The organism is Parabacteroides sp. CT06 (assembly GCF_002257605.1).
Lineage (GTDB): Bacteria > Bacteroidota > Bacteroidia > Bacteroidales > Tannerellaceae > Parabacteroides > Parabacteroides distasonis.
Genome location: NZ_CP022754.1, coordinates 4,294,064 through 4,309,656, shown reverse-complemented (window position 1 = coordinate 4,309,656; position 15,593 = coordinate 4,294,064). Strand labels below are relative to the sequence as shown.

16 protein-coding genes are annotated in these 15,593 nt (G+C 42.7%); 14 read left to right on the top strand and 2 right to left on the bottom strand.

Going from position 1 to position 15,593, the window contains the following annotated elements; genetic code table 11:
* Genes CI960_RS19055 through CI960_RS19045 form a run of 3 tightly spaced genes read left to right on the top strand, consistent with a single transcriptional unit; the run spans position 1 to position 1,696 of the window.
* A complete protein-coding gene (locus CI960_RS19055) occupies positions 1-663 on the top strand; it encodes a phosphatidylserine decarboxylase family protein (protein WP_005861238.1) in 663 nt (220 codons plus the stop codon).
* Positions 660-1,361: a phosphatidylcholine/phosphatidylserine synthase gene (locus CI960_RS19050; RefSeq protein WP_005861239.1), complete on the top strand. Its 702-nt coding sequence runs from the start codon at positions 660-662 to the stop codon at positions 1,359-1,361. The genes CI960_RS19055 and CI960_RS19050 overlap by 4 nt, the downstream gene beginning before the upstream one ends.
* Before the next feature lie 56 nt (positions 1,362-1,417).
* Positions 1,418-1,696, top strand: a complete 279-nt coding sequence (locus tag CI960_RS19045) for a DUF4834 family protein (RefSeq protein ID WP_005861240.1) — start codon at positions 1,418-1,420, stop codon at positions 1,694-1,696.
* Between the two features lie 3 nt (positions 1,697-1,699).
* Here the strand turns inward: CI960_RS19045 and CI960_RS19040 are convergent, their stop codons facing one another.
* Positions 1,700-2,140 carry a nucleoside deaminase gene (locus CI960_RS19040; protein ID WP_005861241.1) on the bottom strand — a complete coding sequence of 147 codons (441 nt, stop codon included), beginning with the start codon at positions 2,138-2,140 and terminating at the stop codon, positions 1,700-1,702.
* Positions 2,137-2,364 carry a hypothetical protein gene (locus CI960_RS19035; protein ID WP_005861242.1) on the bottom strand — a complete coding sequence of 76 codons (228 nt, stop codon included), beginning with the start codon at positions 2,362-2,364 and terminating at the stop codon, positions 2,137-2,139. The genes CI960_RS19040 and CI960_RS19035 overlap by 4 nt, the downstream gene beginning before the upstream one ends.
* A gap of 69 nt (positions 2,365-2,433) precedes the next feature.
* On the opposite strand from CI960_RS19035, the gene CI960_RS19030 reads away from it, so the two are divergent.
* From CI960_RS19030 to CI960_RS18970, 11 genes are all read left to right on the top strand, one after another.
* On the top strand, positions 2,434-2,799 hold the full coding sequence (locus CI960_RS19030) for a YraN family protein (RefSeq protein ID WP_008773876.1): 366 nt from the start codon (positions 2,434-2,436) through the stop codon (positions 2,797-2,799).
* Between the two features lie 12 nt (positions 2,800-2,811).
* On the top strand, positions 2,812-3,171 hold the full coding sequence (locus CI960_RS19025; RefSeq protein WP_005861248.1) for an MmcQ/YjbR family DNA-binding protein: 360 nt from the start codon (positions 2,812-2,814) through the stop codon (positions 3,169-3,171).
* Positions 3,158-3,910: a biotin--[acetyl-CoA-carboxylase] ligase gene (locus CI960_RS19020; protein ID WP_005861250.1), complete on the top strand. Its 753-nt coding sequence runs from the start codon at positions 3,158-3,160 to the stop codon at positions 3,908-3,910. The genes CI960_RS19025 and CI960_RS19020 overlap by 14 nt, the downstream gene beginning before the upstream one ends.
* 692 nt (positions 3,911-4,602) lie before the next feature.
* Positions 4,603-7,971 (top strand): DUF6383 domain-containing protein, encoded by a 3,369-nt coding sequence (locus CI960_RS19015; protein WP_005861251.1) that lies wholly within the window; start codon positions 4,603-4,605, stop codon positions 7,969-7,971.
* 1,080 nt (positions 7,972-9,051) lie between these two features.
* Positions 9,052-9,471: a DUF6575 domain-containing protein gene (locus CI960_RS19000; protein WP_005861253.1), complete on the top strand. Its 420-nt coding sequence runs from the start codon at positions 9,052-9,054 to the stop codon at positions 9,469-9,471.
* A gap of 196 nt (positions 9,472-9,667) precedes the next feature.
* Positions 9,668-10,447, top strand: coding sequence for a ParA family protein (locus CI960_RS18995; RefSeq protein WP_005861254.1), 780 nt, complete (start codon positions 9,668-9,670; stop codon positions 10,445-10,447).
* Positions 10,435-11,322 carry a ParB/RepB/Spo0J family partition protein gene (locus tag CI960_RS18990; protein ID WP_005861256.1) on the top strand — a complete coding sequence of 296 codons (888 nt, stop codon included), beginning with the start codon at positions 10,435-10,437 and terminating at the stop codon, positions 11,320-11,322. The genes CI960_RS18995 and CI960_RS18990 overlap by 13 nt, the downstream gene beginning before the upstream one ends.
* A complete protein-coding gene (locus tag CI960_RS18985) occupies positions 11,319-12,029 on the top strand; it encodes a DUF5683 domain-containing protein (RefSeq protein ID WP_005861258.1) in 711 nt (236 codons plus the stop codon). Before CI960_RS18990 ends, CI960_RS18985 begins: the two co-directional genes overlap by 4 nt.
* A 5-nt stretch (positions 12,030-12,034) precedes the next feature.
* A complete protein-coding gene (locus CI960_RS18980) occupies positions 12,035-13,591 on the top strand; it encodes a lytic transglycosylase domain-containing protein (protein WP_005861261.1) in 1,557 nt (518 codons plus the stop codon).
* Positions 13,592-13,658: 67 nt separating this feature from the next.
* On the top strand, positions 13,659-14,717 hold the full coding sequence (locus CI960_RS18975; protein WP_008780692.1) for a sensor histidine kinase: 1,059 nt from the start codon (positions 13,659-13,661) through the stop codon (positions 14,715-14,717).
* A gap of 6 nt (positions 14,718-14,723) precedes the next feature.
* Positions 14,724-15,479, top strand: a complete 756-nt coding sequence (locus CI960_RS18970) for a LytTR family DNA-binding domain-containing protein (protein WP_005861264.1) — start codon at positions 14,724-14,726, stop codon at positions 15,477-15,479.
* The last annotated feature ends 114 nt before the right edge of the window (positions 15,480-15,593 follow it).

Here is a 15,593-nt window from a genome sequence, read left to right as displayed (position 1 = left end):
ATGAAAGTACATAAAGAAGGAACCGGTTTACTGCTTACGTTGTTTACAATATTATTTATTGTGAATATAACTTTGTACCATACGGTAGGTAAGGGTATGCTGTTTTATTCTGTCGCTTTTGTTTCTACCGTATTGTTCCTATTGGTATTAAACTTCTTCCGTAGTCCTTTCCGCCGGTTTCCTTATGATTCGGAAGGCTTGGTGATCGCTCCCGCCGACGGTACGATCGTTGCCATCGAGGAAGTGATGGAGAACGAGATCCTTCATAAGAAGTGCCTACAGATATCTATCTTTATGTCTATCTTCAACGTGCATGCTAATTGGTTTCCCGTAAACGGTACCGTTAAGCATGTTTCCCACCAGAACGGGCGTTTTATGGCGGCTTATCTGCCGAAGAGTAGTACGGAGAACGAACGTTCGGCGGTCGTGATTACCACGAGGAACGGGGTGGATGTCTTGGCTCGTCAGATTGCCGGGGCGATGGCACGCCGCATCGTTACGTATGCCAAGCCGGGAGAGAAATGTCATGTGGACGAGCAAATGGGGTTTATTAAATTCGGTTCTCGCGTGGATGTCTACCTGCCGGTAGGAACAGAGGTGTTAATAGAGATGGATCAAAAAGTAACAGGCAATCAAACGCCTATAGCCCGTTTGTCAAAATGAGTATAAGAAAACATATTCCTAATACAATTACGTGTCTAAGCCTTCTGTCCGGTTGTGTCGCCAGTGTTATGGCCTTGCACGGAAATCTTTTATCTGCGTTGATTTGGATTATTATAGCCGCGGTCTTTGATTTCTGCGATGGCTTTGCCGCTCGTTTATTGAAGGCTTACTCGCCGATGGGAAAGGAATTGGATTCCTTGTCGGATATGGTAAGTTTCGGCTTCGCTCCGGGCATGGTGGTCTATTGGTTGTTGGGAGAGGCTTCTACGGCTTTGCCTTTTGGCTCTTTGAATACGTATATCCCTTATCTGGCGTTCGTGATCCCTACGTTTTCAGGTTTGCGTTTGGCTAAGTTCAATATTGATGAACGGCAAACTACCTCGTTTATCGGCTTGCCGGTTCCGGCGCATGCTTTATTTTGGGCTTCGGTGGGATATTCTGTTTTACCGGTTGTCCATGCGAATGAAGGCTTGTTCGTGTTGGTGACTGTTATCTTGGCGTTTATTACCTCCTTGCTGTTGGTGTCTGAGATACCGATGTTCTCGCTGAAGGTGAAATCCTTAGCGTGGAAGGGTAATGAGCTTCGCTATATATTGATCGCTTGTGCCATTATTTTCGTGGCGTTATGGGGATTCTTGGGAATCTCTGGAACCATCCTGTTATATATAGTCTTGTCTATTTTTAACAAAAAGGGATAAACAAGAATTCTTATCTTTGTGTTTGTGATAGTAAAGAATCATTTAAGTATCGGATTATGTTTAAGTTTTTGTTTGTAATATTCTTTTTCTTTATCCTGTTGGTGTTTCTGATGGGTTTCTCCATCTTGCGTACCTTTAAGAACATCTTTTTTGGTAGCGGAAACAGCACTCGTAAGGGAGAACAACGTCGTCAAACAAATAGCAATACTTCCGGACATCGTTCTACGACTACTACCGCCCGGGACGATGATGATGATCGTACACCTTATGTGCACCGTAAGAAGATATTCGCCAAAGATGAAGGGGAATATGTGGATTACGAGGAAGTTAAATAGAGCTTAGCGTCTTTGCTTGAAGAAACGCTGCATTTCTTCCGCGCACTCTTTTTCAAGGATACCTTTTTTGATAATCGCTTTCGGATGGAAGGCTTGAGGGGCGAATTTGGAGAAACCTCTTTTATCATCGGATGCCCCGTATACGATCGTGCTTAATTGTGCCCATCCGATCGCACCGGCACACATTATGCAGGGTTCCACGGTTACGTATAGACTACAATTTGTCAGGTATTTCGCTCCTAAGACTCCGGTGGCGGCCGTAATCGCCAACATCTCGGCATGTGCGGTCACGTCGTTCAAGCATTCGGTTTGATTATGCGCCCTCGCTATGATCTGGTTGTTGCAGACGATAACTGCTCCTACGGGAACCTCACCCTCGGACGCTGCCGCACGAGCTTCCACCAACGCTTGCTTCATGAAATATTCGTCATTGAAAGGATTCATCTTCTCATCTCATTTTCGTTGAAAAGAGTCGGATAATCCTCCTCCAAGGTCTTGAGGATGTGAGAAAGGATCGTCTCTCGGTACCAACGGGACTTATTCTCGATCTTGTAGCGTGAAAGGTAACGTTTTACCGCTTTATGCTCTTCGTCATTCAGCATAAAGGTCACTTTGTGTACCCTCGGATGATTGGGGTGAGCCGATGAATATTTACGTTCTTCTTTCATACATTTGCAAATGTACGAGTGAATAGCCGAATAACAAAGAAAATGGCTATATTTGTGCAAATTAATGCGATGGCAAGACAGAACGATATGGGTCGGGAAGGTGAGTCTGAGGCTCGTGCCTATCTGGTAAAACATGGATATAACGTGTTGCATACCAATTGGCATTGGCATCATTATGAACTGGATATTATCGCTGTCAAGGAAGATGAGTTAATCGTGGTGGAGGTAAAGACACGCTCTGAGGATTTTTTGCTTTCACCGGAAGATGCGGTAGACACCAAGAAGATTCGGAGGATTGTCGCCGCTGCGGATGCCTATGTCCGTTATTTTAATATAGACTTACCAGTCCGTTTTGATATCGTGACATTGATCAAGAAAGAGACGGGTTTCCTGATCGACCATATCGAAGATGCTTTCTATGCTCCTTGCCGTTAAAAGATAAAAGTTATGAATATAGAAGAAGTACGTGAATACTGCCTTTCCTTGAAGAATACCATCGAGTGTTTCCCGTTCGATGAGGTATCGCTGGTCTTTAAGGTAGAGAATAAGATGTTCCTGCTGCTTCCTTTGGATGCGGAGGAGCCTCATGTCTCCTTGAAATGTAGTACGGATTATGTGGAAGAGTTACGGGAACATTATACGGCGGTTGAGCCAGCTTACCATTTTAATAAGAAATACTGGAATAGCATTTATCTGGACCGGGATATGGAAGACGAGGAGATTAAACGCTGGATCTTCCATTCTTACCGGGAAGTGATCGCTAAACTACCAAAAAATATAAGGGAAATTTATAATGATGAGCACTGATAATGAATCTCCCCGCATCTTGCGTGTGGCGGAAACCGCTTCTACGAATAGCTTGCTTCGTGAGTTGGTCATCAAGGAATCTCTTGCGGAAGGAAGTGTGGTCGTTGCCGATTTCCAGACAGCCGGACGTGGTCAGATCGGGAATACTTGGGAGTCTGAGGCGGGAAAGAACTTGATGTTTAGCTTAGTCCTGTACCCTACGTGCATCCCTGCAAATCGCCAATTCTTGATTTCTCAAATAGCGGCCTTGAGCGTAAAAGAAACGTTAGACTCATATACGGATCATGTCACGGTGAAATGGCCGAATGATATTTACTGGAAAGATAAGAAGATTTGCGGAATGTTGATCGAGAACGATCTATCAGGGCATAATCTATATTGCTCCATCATCGGGATCGGCATAAACTTGAATCAAGCGGTGTTTCGGGGAGATGCTCCGAATCCTGTTTCCTTGTTTCAAATAACAGGCAATGAAGTAAACCGGGAAGAGGTTTTAGATCGTTTCCTCTCAATATTCTATCGCTATTATTTATCTCTCCTCCAAGAGGAATACGAGGATATTCGTATCCGCTATCAATTAGCATTGTATAGAAGGGAGGGCTATCATGCCTATAGGGATGAGGCGGGAGAATTCGAGGCCTGTATCCATGATATAGAATCAACCGGGCATCTTTTGCTAGCGTTACGGGATGGAAGCATCCGTCGTTATGCTTTTAAGGAGGTGTCTTATTGTAAGTGACCTCTTCGGGCGCGAATCTGGGATTTTTGCGAGGGCTTTCTCCTATGTTCTTCTTTCCTTCTAAGTAGCTCGTTTATAGAATCTCTTTTCATGTTAGTAGTTTGAGTGATCACAAAAAATGAACGAATTTGAAGGATGAGGCTTTTGACGTAGGTCTGATTGGGATGATGTGTATTGGGATTGGGTGTGTGAGGAAGGCTTGGTAACGGGCGAGGATTTTGGGAGCAGTTATACTTACTTGGTTGGGGAAGTATATATCCTTTGGCACTTATAATATATATCCTATGGGGAGGTAAATAGTACTTTGTATCCTTTCAAGATACGGTAATTCCAGTGGAAGTAATCTTTATAACATGAATAATAATGTACGTGTACATTAATTTATGTTGATTGGTGGTTGAGGGATTATTATGCTTGGCCTTGGTTCGAGAATGGCTTTTATGGAGTGGGGGATATAGGTAAGGGATGGGTAGTTCGTGGTTATAATCCGCTATTTCGTAATGAATAGCCTATTTGATTGATAAGAAAGCGTGTAGGATGACAAAAAAATAATAGGGAAGATTTGCGCGAATCGAAGAAACGCGTACCTTTGCAAATGATAGATAAAGTCGGCTGTCAGTATTATGGTTTTGTGAAGGCAGCCCAAAGAATGAGCTTATTACACTTTAGTATTAATATTAAATTATTTAATTATGAACAAAAAGTTTTCTACTTTTTTGTGCGCTAGCTTACTTTTAGCTTCAGCATTCACTACTGCGAATGCGGCAGATTTGACTGGCGTTAACAATGGTGCGGATGCTTTTATGGTATCAAAATTGGATAAAGCTGCGTTAAGCGGTTTGTATCAATTAAGAGTAACCAGCACCGCTGCAGGCAACACGACAAACGGTGTCCTTGCTATAGAGAATGGCAAGTATGTTGTCAAAGCTTCCAATTACAATTTACTGAATTCATTGTGGTGTATTACGATTACGGAGCAAGGTCAAGGTAAAGAGCCTATCTATGACTTCGTGAACAAAGCTACAGGTGAATTTTTGGCGATCAATGAGGCTGATGTTCAGGGCTTGGCGGTAAACGCTACTTCCGGGGCTCTTCAAGTTGGTGAAACTTACGGCGGTTGGGCTTTTGCTAGAACTTACAAGGAAGTGTTGGAGAAAAATCAACCGATGTTTACTTATCAAGAGGCTGACTATGTTCTTATCTTGTTGGAAGATAATGGTGTGTTAAAAGCTAAGAAAGTTTTAGCTAGTGAAGCTAGAGATTTAACTGATGCTGTAAAGTTTACTGTGTACGACGCAGGTACTTACGTGTTGAGTGCAGATGAGATTAACGCTTATTTGAAAGATAATAAGAATGTTCTTAATTTCAATCAGGATGCTAATGCTGACGTAAACCCGTTTACGACTAAAGCGTTTGTCGCAAAAGAACTAAAGGGTGGTCTTGCTGCTGATCACAATTTCGTTTATGTGACAGATAAAGAGAATGAGAACTCTTATTTGAAAGTTGATACCGCTGCTAATGGTGTAGGTATCCAATTCTTGAAGTTTGGCTGGACAAATGCTGAAAAAGAGCCGAACAAAGATGTAGAGAATTCAACGTTGGCTAATCAACATAAGTTCTTGTTCTCTTACAAACCTTCTACAGATAGCTTGTTTATCCAAGTAAAGCAGGTTCGTTATAAGAATGAAAAGAATGCCGAAAAATATTGGAAAGATGTAACAGATATTAAGAACTATGGTTCTAAGTATGTAGGAGTTTCTGATACTGACGTTAATTTAGATAATAACGCTGTAGCTGAGATGCCTGGTGATGCAGTTGCTCCTTCTCAATTGTTCGTTAAGTTGCAGAACTTTACGGTAGCTGACAGAATTGCGACAATCGGTGCTAGACCAATCAATACACATATCGGTTTTGGCTTGAAGGGTTGCAATGCTGCAAGTGACAAGACATCTATTGCTAACGGTTTGTATATCATTAAGAACGCTAAGGGACAAGTTCTGGCTGCTCCTATTCATGAGAATGATAACGTAGGTCACAACCAGGTTGAGTGGGTTACTTTGGATGAGCAAGATCCTATGCACATGCCAGCTTATCAATGGGTAATCACGAAGACTTTGAACTCGGAAGCTTCTCAGGCTACATCTCCGATTAAGGTGGTTAACCGTGAGTTCTTAGAGACTTATAACAATGTTCAATTGAGATTGAATGACAAAAATGAGATCGATGCTTCTTATGATCTTTTGGATGGGGTTACTTTTGTCCAGATCACAGACTCTGCCATAATCAAGGATAAGAAGTTGGGTTATAAGTATCTTGCTAAGAACGAGTTGATCGTTAATAAGTATAAGTTCAACTATTTGAATCCGTTCACTCAAGATTATTGGATCGCTAACGGTGCAGACAAAGATTCTTTGATTTACGTGAAGGAGGCTGCTAACGAATATACCTTGACTGAAGGATCTACCGCTGAGTATGGTATTGATGTTGACGCTACATTATTAAAGAAGATCCCGGGACTTGCTCAATTGGAAAGAACAAACTACGTGATCGCTAAGAACAAGACGGCTAAATTAGTTAAGGCTTATGGTAGCAAGTATTCTATGGGTGCTGCTAATTATGGTACTGTAGCAGAAGTGGATACATTCTTCTTCAAAGAGAACAACCACTATGATGGCAAGCATTACTATGCGATCTTGGAGACAGCTTATGATAACACGAAGCATGCGGCATATATCGCTGATCTGAATAAAGAGACTTCTAAAGTTGGTATCGCTGATGACGGTATGACCGCAGGTTTGAAGGTTCAGTTATTGAATGAGTCTAGAACCTCCGCATTTACTGTAGAGCCTAGCGATGCTCCTTTATATCGTCGTTTCAATAAGGCGGTTCTTGGCGAGAACGTGAATGATGGCGCAGATAGCTTGGCATTCGTGGAGAGATATCGTCATGAATACTTGATGGATGAGACCAATGCTAACTTTGAGGATAAAAATGGCGTTGTTGATTATTTAGGTATCTGGAACAAGGATAAAGCGAATGGTAAGTTGGCTATGCGTATTGATACCGCATGGTTGAACCGTGGCGCAGGCAATGTTAAGCCTCAATACTTGATTTCTGTAGCACGTGATGATCAAGGTGCTATTGAGACGATTCCTTGTGATGAGGCTGATGACAAACACTTCTATATCGATGAGAATGGCAACGCTCATAAGACTGATAAATGGCATTGCCAGCATGCTAAGCCGGGACGTGCAGGTTTCGCTTATGGTAAATACTTGGTAAGCTTTGCGGACTCAGCTAGAGCAGATAAGGATAAACCATACATGGATATTAAGAATGGTTATACTCGCGTAGGTTTCGTTAAGGCAATTCATTCCGGTGATAGCTTGTATATCTTGGTGAACGAGTTCAAGAATATGAAACCGGCGGATTTGAATATTGATGAGATTATTAAGTCTTACAAAGCTGCTAAGATCGATGGTGCTTATATCGTAAACTTACAAGGTGATCAACACAAGAATGTAACGTGGTCTTTCCGTTATGTAGATCCGGACAAGGCAGCGAGTGTGACAGAAGAGGGCGAAGCTAATGCGTTCATGTTTGAGTCGAATGTTTACTCAGATAGCCCTGAGACCTCTGTAAATGGAAATGTTCCTTTAGGAAATGTTCATGGCTTGGAAAATGCGATCGCTCCTAAGTATGCAGCTTGGTTGAAGATGCAAAATGGTTGCTTGGTATTAACTCGCGGCGATTCTGATTTCAACTCTTCTAAGACCGGTGGTGATGCAGCGTTGGTATTCAATGTAGACCCAGAGGCTTCTAAGGGAGATATGGTAACTTCTAACGACGAAGTAGCTGTAGAAGGTGTATCTGTAGTAGCTGGCAACGGTACTGTAACTGTTCAAGGCGCTGCTGGTAAGTCTGTAGTTATCACTAACATCTTAGGTAAGGTTGTTGCTGAGACAGTTCTTACTTCAGACAACGCAACTATCGCTGTACCTGCTGGTATCGTAGCTGTAGCTGTTGAGGGTGAAGAGGCTGTTAAGACAATCGTTAAATAAGTAGAAAACTGATCGAATTTCCGTAAGGAAAGACACAGTTCATAAGATAGAGCTCCGTCGATGTACTTCGGCGGGGCTTTTGTGCGTTCCCCTACGAGTGTTTCATATTTAAATACAAAAACAAGGTATCTTAGTTTCATTGAGCAAGTATCCTAAGTTCATTGGCGAAGTATCTTAGGCGTATGGGGCGATGAAACTAAGATACTTTTCTCATGAGCACCTTGTGTGAGTATCGGTGTCGTCATATGCGACTACCGGCGTGGATTGTAAGGACTACTCGTGCAGGTTCTAGGCTCTACTGCCCTGTTATTCTTTCTTTTTGATAGATAAATGTCTATATGTGTGACATCCCTTTTCGGTGGAGAGCGTAAAATAGCAGAGGCTGGATGACTGTAAACGGCATTTTTCATTGAAAAAGCCCCCTTTTTGTACGTGATAAGTGGTGAAAGCCTATGCGATAGGTCGCGTTGGGCAACGCCGGTAGTGCCGATGGGCATCGTGAATAGTCAAGAATAGGGTTGTTGATACTTGTGGATGGGCATCATAACCTTGTTACGACCCAGTTCTAACCCCATAAACCCCCTCAAGCAACCCACTAAATATGAATTACAATGAATGAATTCCGCTAGAATGAAAGGCCGTTTTTCGATAAGACGCTGTCATGTAAATGATTGCTGAAATTTTTTCTCGTATTTGAGAATGAACTGTCCATCAGCCCGGAAAAATCGATTCTCCGGGACTTGATATTACAAATTGTCAAAATGGTAAACGTGGTTTAGCTATGGTTTCTCGTTAGTCATATTTATGGAATTCTTGATATGGTATATTGTTTATTCTGCTTATATTTGCGATATCATGGAAGAAAGGAAATGGTTTGAGGAGCTACCGGACTTATGTCCACCTTCGGATGCTATGGCGTGTAGTGGGGTATTTTATAGAATTGCGGAAGGAGATCCTGTGAAATCATTGGATTTCTTCTCGCAAAGAAGATGGCATGATTAAAAAGACATTCGGTGTGGCTCATTATTCTTGGTGGCGATCTTATTGTTTTGATGTAAATAAGGCAAAGGTAATGATGTTATGACTAATTTGTTTTTAGATAGGATCCTAGAGTTTTATGGTGTGCCTCAAATCCTTGTGGCTAAAGATTCTTTTGGTACGCAATACTTATGCCTGCTTTTCGATGATGGGGCTGGATGCAGGTATACGGGTATTAAGATTTCATCCTCTAGGCTGGATGATTATTGGGGAGGAAGGATCGATTTAAGGACTCTTTATCTGAATCCGGAGAATGACAATGAATATTTCAATGTGTCTTATAATGATAATCATTATGAGCTACAGTCTTTTGAGGGAAAGGCCTTGCCGGAGGAAAGGCTTCCGGAAAAGGGATATTTTCATGTGGAATCACGGTCTGAGATCTATACGATAAAGGTTCCTTCCTGCGATAAAAATATATTCCAAGACATTGCCCGGAGGATGGGATGGGTCTGTATGTAACTTAAAACTTCGTTATCATTTCCAAAAAAACACCTATATACCAGCCTTATAACCCCCTATTTGATTTATTCTGCTTATATTTGCGAGTTATCAACAGTTAGGGCGATTTATCAACAAAACAAGCATTGTTTTGATTGAACCCTGTTTGGTTCAGTTTTTAATGTTTAGTTTTGCCCTCGAATTAATTAGGTATAGTATGGGAAAGATTATCGCTTTAGCAAATCAGAAAGGTGGAGTCGGGAAGACAACCACCACGATTAATCTGGCTGCGTCATTGGCCGCTCTTGAGAAAAAGGTGCTGGTCGTAGACGCTGATCCGCAGGCGAATGCCTCATCCGGTCTGGGTGTGGATATACGTAATGTAGAACTTTCTATCTATGAATGTCTGGTAAACGGTGAGGACGCAAGTGGCGCTATCACACAGACTGAAGTGGAAGGACTGGATATCATCCCCTCTCATATCGATTTGGTGGGAGCGGAGATCGAGATGCTAAACTTGGAGAATCGTGAACGGATCTTGAAGCAGATATTGACACCGCTGAAAGAGAAGTACGATTTTATCCTGATCGACTGCTCTCCTTCTTTGGGATTGATAACCGTGAATGCCTTGACAGCCGCCGATTCGGTGATTATCCCGGTACAATGCGAGTATTTCGCCTTGGAAGGTATCAGTAAGCTGTTGAACACGATCAAGATTATCAAATCAAAGCTGAACCCGGCGCTGGAGATAGAGGGATTCCTCTTGACTATGTATGATTCCCGCCTGCGTTTGGCGAACCAGATTTATGAGGAAGTGAAACGTCCGTTCCGCGATTTGGTATTTACTACCGTGATCCAACGAAACGTGAAGTTGAGCGAGGCTTCCAGTTACGGTAAACCTGTCTTATTGTATGATGCGGATTCGAAAGGATCTATCAACCATATGCAGTTGGCACAGGAGATTGTTGAAAAAAATAAAGGATTATGGCAGCATTAAAAAGATCGGCGTTAGGCCGTGGATTAGACGCGTTAATTACGATGGATGACCTGAAGACAGGTGGTTCATCGTCTATTAGTGAGATCGAGTTAAGCAAGATCCAGCCTAATCCGGAGCAACCTCGATCCATCTTTGAGGAAGAGACCTTGGAGGAGTTGGCTACCTCTATCCGCTCGTTAGGCGTGATACAGCCGATTACGTTGAAGGAAATCGGCCCCGAGCAATATATGATCATCTCTGGCGAACGCCGTTATCGTGCGTCGCTAAAAGCAGGTTTGGAGCGTATTCCCGCTTATATTAAGACGGCGGCCGACGAAAACGTGGTGGAGATGGCTTTGATAGAGAATATCCAACGAGAGGACTTGAACTCTATCGAAATCGCGTTAGCTTATCAAAAATTAATCGATAATTACGGCTTGACCCAAGAGGGGCTGAGCGAAAGGGTTGGAAAGAAACGTGCTACGATCGCTAATTACCTTCGTTTATTGAAACTTCCCGCCGAGATCCAAGTAGGATTGAAGGACAAGAAGATCGATATGGGACATGCCCGGGCATTGATCCCTGTGGATGACCCGGAGGTTCAGTTAGCTTTATATGAGCAGATATTGGCTCAAGGACTCTCCGTTCGTAACGTGGAGGAGATGGTGCGCAATATAGCCGAGGGAATACAACCGGAATTGCCGGAAAAGAAAAAATCGGATCGTAAGCCGATACTTCCGGAAGAGTTTAAATTGCTGAAAGATCATTTGTCCCGTTACTTCAATACGAAAGTCCAGTTGACTTGCAATGAGAAGGGAAAAGGAAAAATTACGATTCCCTTCGCCACGGAAGAAGAGTTGGAGCAATTGATCGGGTTACTGGATAAATTGAAATGAGAAATCGAATCATACTCCTTTTGATCGGATTCATGTGCTATGCCGGGATGGGTAACGCACAGGAGGATAAGACGGAGAAAGCCGTTCCTGCTATAGTTTCCGATTCCGTGGAGGTAGTTGCCCCGGATTCTACCGTGCAAGCCGTCTTGATGGCGGCCGATTCGGTGGGTGTACCGGAAGTGAAGATGAAGCTGGCTTTTAAGCCGAATCCGACAAAAGCGGTCTTGTTCGCCTTAGTACCGGGTCTGGGACAGATCTATAACCGGAAATATTGGAAATTACCGATCGTTTACGGTGGCTTGATGGGATGTATGTATGCCGTGACTTGGAATAATAAGAATTATAAGGATTATTCGACGGCTTATAAGGATATCATGTATGATGCCGCTAAGAATCTGGAAAATCCGGATGCTTGGAGTAAAAGTTGGCAAGACTTGACTTCCATGGCTCCTGAGGATGCGATTAATAATTCCAATTTCAAGGATCAATTGAAAAGACAGAAGGATTATTTTCGTCGATATAGAGACTTGAGTATAATTATTACGGTCGGGGTGTATGCGTTGAGTATCGTGGATGCCTACGTGGATGCCCAGTTATTCGATTTTGATATATCACCGGATTTATCCTTGCATTTGGAGCCGGTTGTTAGTCCGAAGACGAGTGTCACGCCTCGTACTTACGGATTGAATTGCAGTCTAAAATTCTGATATACATGAAAAGATACCTGCTAGCACTCATTTGTTTAAATTGTTTGGTCTCATTGGTCTATGCGCAGGAAGAGACCCGAATTGAGGAAAAAGATACCTTAAGCTCGCTGGAGTCTGAGGTCGGATTGATTCCGGAAAGCTTGGATGCGAACGTGGATAGTTTGCTCCGTACTTGGCATGTGCAATATTTCTCAAAAAGAGAGGACTTTTGCCATGATGACGACGAGAATGTCTATTTCCCGGATTCGGTCTATATCGACCGCCTGTCTAGGCTTCCCAGCGTGATCGCTTTGCCCTATAATAATATAGTGCGTGATTGTATTGACTTATATGCGGAGCGTAAACGAAATTTAGTGCGTTATATGCTGGGGATGGCGGACTTTTATTTTCCGATAATCGAGCAGGTGTTGGATGAGCATGACCTGCCTATTGAATTGAAATATCTCGCCGTCGTGGAAAGTGCCTTGAATCCGGTAGCCCTCTCTCGAGTGGGCGCTTGTGGTTTATGGCAATTCATGCTTCCTACGGGTAAGAGCTATGGCTTGGAGATTAATAGCTTGGTGGACGAGCGCCGGGACCCCTTGAAAGCGACCGAGGCCGCTTGTAAGTATTTCAAGGATATGTACGCTATCTATGGGGATTGGAATTTAGTGTTGGCATCTTATAACTGCGGGCCGGGCAACGTGAATAAAGCGATCCGTCGTTCGGGGGGCAAGACGGACTTCTGGGATATCTTCCCTTATTTACCGAAAGAGACTCGTTCATACGTCCCCTTATTTATCGCCGCCAATTACGTCATGAATTATTATTGCGAGCATAACATCTGTCCGATGCAAACCAGCTTGCCGCTAGCCACGGATACGGTCATGGTGAATAATGCCCTACATTTGCAGCAGGTATCGGATCTATTGCAAGTAGATATTGAGACGTTGCGTGCGTTAAATCCACAATATAAAAGAGACATCGTTCCGGGTAATACCCGCCCTTCGGTTTTGAAACTACCTGCGGCGGAAACCTATGCTTTTATCGATAAAGAAGATACGGTCTATACGCATCGGATCGAGGAACTGTTGGCGAATTGCATTTCTGCGAATAACTCTAATGGCTCTTTACCAAGTGGTGCGACCCGGGAAAAAATCACCCACGTGGTATTGAGTGGTGAGAATCTTTATACGATCGCTAATCGCTATGGAGTGACAGCGAAAGATATCCGTAAATGGAACGGGCTAGGCTCCAACCGGGTAGCGAAAGGAAAACGGTTAAGATTATATGTAGATAATGGGGGTGTCGCTTTTGCCTCGGCTACCAAGACTCCGGTGAAATCAACTACCGTGACTGCGAAATCAACTGCGACAACAACGAAAAAGTCGGCTTCCGCCGCTACAAAACAGATCGCTTCCGCTAATAAAGATTTTGTCTCTTATAAGGTTAAATCGGGAGATTCGCTTTATTCGATTTCCAAGAAATACCCTGGGGTTACCGCCTCTTCCTTACAAAAGGTGAATGGGCTGTCAAGTCCGGATATCCGTCCGGGTCAAGTACTGAAGATACCGGTAGGATGATCATTCGGGGATAATTCGTCTTTAACTCTTTTTTTTCGCTTTCTTCCTGCACTGGAGAAGGATGTGAATGATTTTTTATTCCTTTGTATACGAAAAAAGATACAATCGTATGGGTTCATTGGATGAAAAGATATCAGTGGTCAAGGCTAAACCTTGGTTGGTCAGTTTGGTTTGCGCGGTGTTTATCGCCTACCCGAATTTGGCATGGATCTTTTGTGACATGAGCTATCTGGCTCCGAACGATCATCAAGGATTTTTACTCTTCTTTGGGTTCCGTTTTCTTTACTTCTGGGGACTTATTTGGTTTTTGCTGAAAAGTAACTTGAGGCATGAGGATTGTACCTCCTTCTTCGAGCGGTTGCTCTGGAATGCCCTGTACGTTTCCGGAGGCTTTGTTGTCTATAAATTGATCTCCTTCCTGACTATTAGTTATGATCGTTTTTTGAGTATCATTATCTTCCAGTTTATCGTGTTGGCGTTGTTATGTACCTTGATCGGCTATATACAAATGCTATATCACAATCAACGGGAAAAGGATCAATTGATCGAGAATCTGCGTGTCGAGAATTTGCAGAGCCGCTGCGATGCATTGGTGAACCAGATCAATCCGCATTTCTTTTTCAATTCATTGAATGGAATCTCCTCCTTGATACGGAAGAAAAACGATGAGAATACCTTGTTGTATGTTACGAAATTGTCCGATATATTCCGTTATATCCTTCAGAGTGATAAAAAGAATTTGGTACCACTGTCGGAGGAGCTTGCGTTTATAGAGGCTTTTCAGCATGTAATGGTAGTCCGTTTCGCCAATAAGCTTACTTTTACGATCGAAGTTCCCGAAGATAAGCGGAACTTGCGAATTCCCGTATTATCTTTGCTTCCGTTGGTAGAGAACGTGACGGTACATAATATTATAGACAGCGAGCACCGGATGGATATCTTGATCCGGCTGAACGAGCGAATGGAACTGGTTGTTTCTAATCCAATCTATCCGAAATTGACCTTACCGGATACGAATGGAACCGGGCTTAAGAATCTGGAGAATCGTTTCTTGCTATTAATGAATAAACAAATACGGGTAGAATCTGATGAGGATGAGTTTCAGGTATACCTACCCCTAAAATGATGCTATATGAGAATACTGATCGTAGAGGACGAGACCGCCGCCTATGAGAACTTAGCGGATATGTTGGTTACAATAGATCCCACGCTTGAGATCATGGGAAATACGGAGAGTGTCCAGCAAACGGTACGTTGGCTGCAAGCCAATCCGAGGCCGGATTTGATTTTTATGGATATTCATTTATCGGACGGTTCCGCTTTCGCTATTTTTGACCAGATAGAGGTGGAGGCACCGATTATCTTTACTACGGCGTACGATCAATATGCGATCGACGCTTTCAAAGTAAACAGCATAGACTATATCTTGAAGCCGATTAAGTCGGAAGAATTGAAAAGGGCCTTAGATAAGTTTAGCCGATGGAATCATCAAGATATCATCCATTATTTATCCCAATTAACACAGTTGTCTACTACTCCTAAATACAAGGATAAACTACTGATTCCTATTAAGGATAAATTGTTGCCTATTAGCTTGAAAGATGTGTCTTGTTTCTATACGGCTGATAAGAATACATATGTTTATTTAAAGAGTGGTAATTCGTATCCATATGCTAAAACATTGGAACAGATAATTTCTTCTTTAAGTCCTGCTGATTTTATTCGTGCGAATAAACAATTCATCATTTCTCGTGATAGCGTGAAGGACATAACAATTTGGTTTGATAGCCGTTTGCTCGTTACTTTGGATATAGAAGTGCCTGAGCGTATATATATTAGTAAAAATAAAGCATCCGAGTTTAAGTCTTGGATAGTAAGTCTGGAATAATAATTAAATAGAAATGCCGGTTCTCTTAAAGCCGGTATTTTTTTGCCCTTTTCGTGTTCAATCCCCATTTTTTCCTTTTCGTCAACAATCGGAAACTTCCTATCCGATAATTCT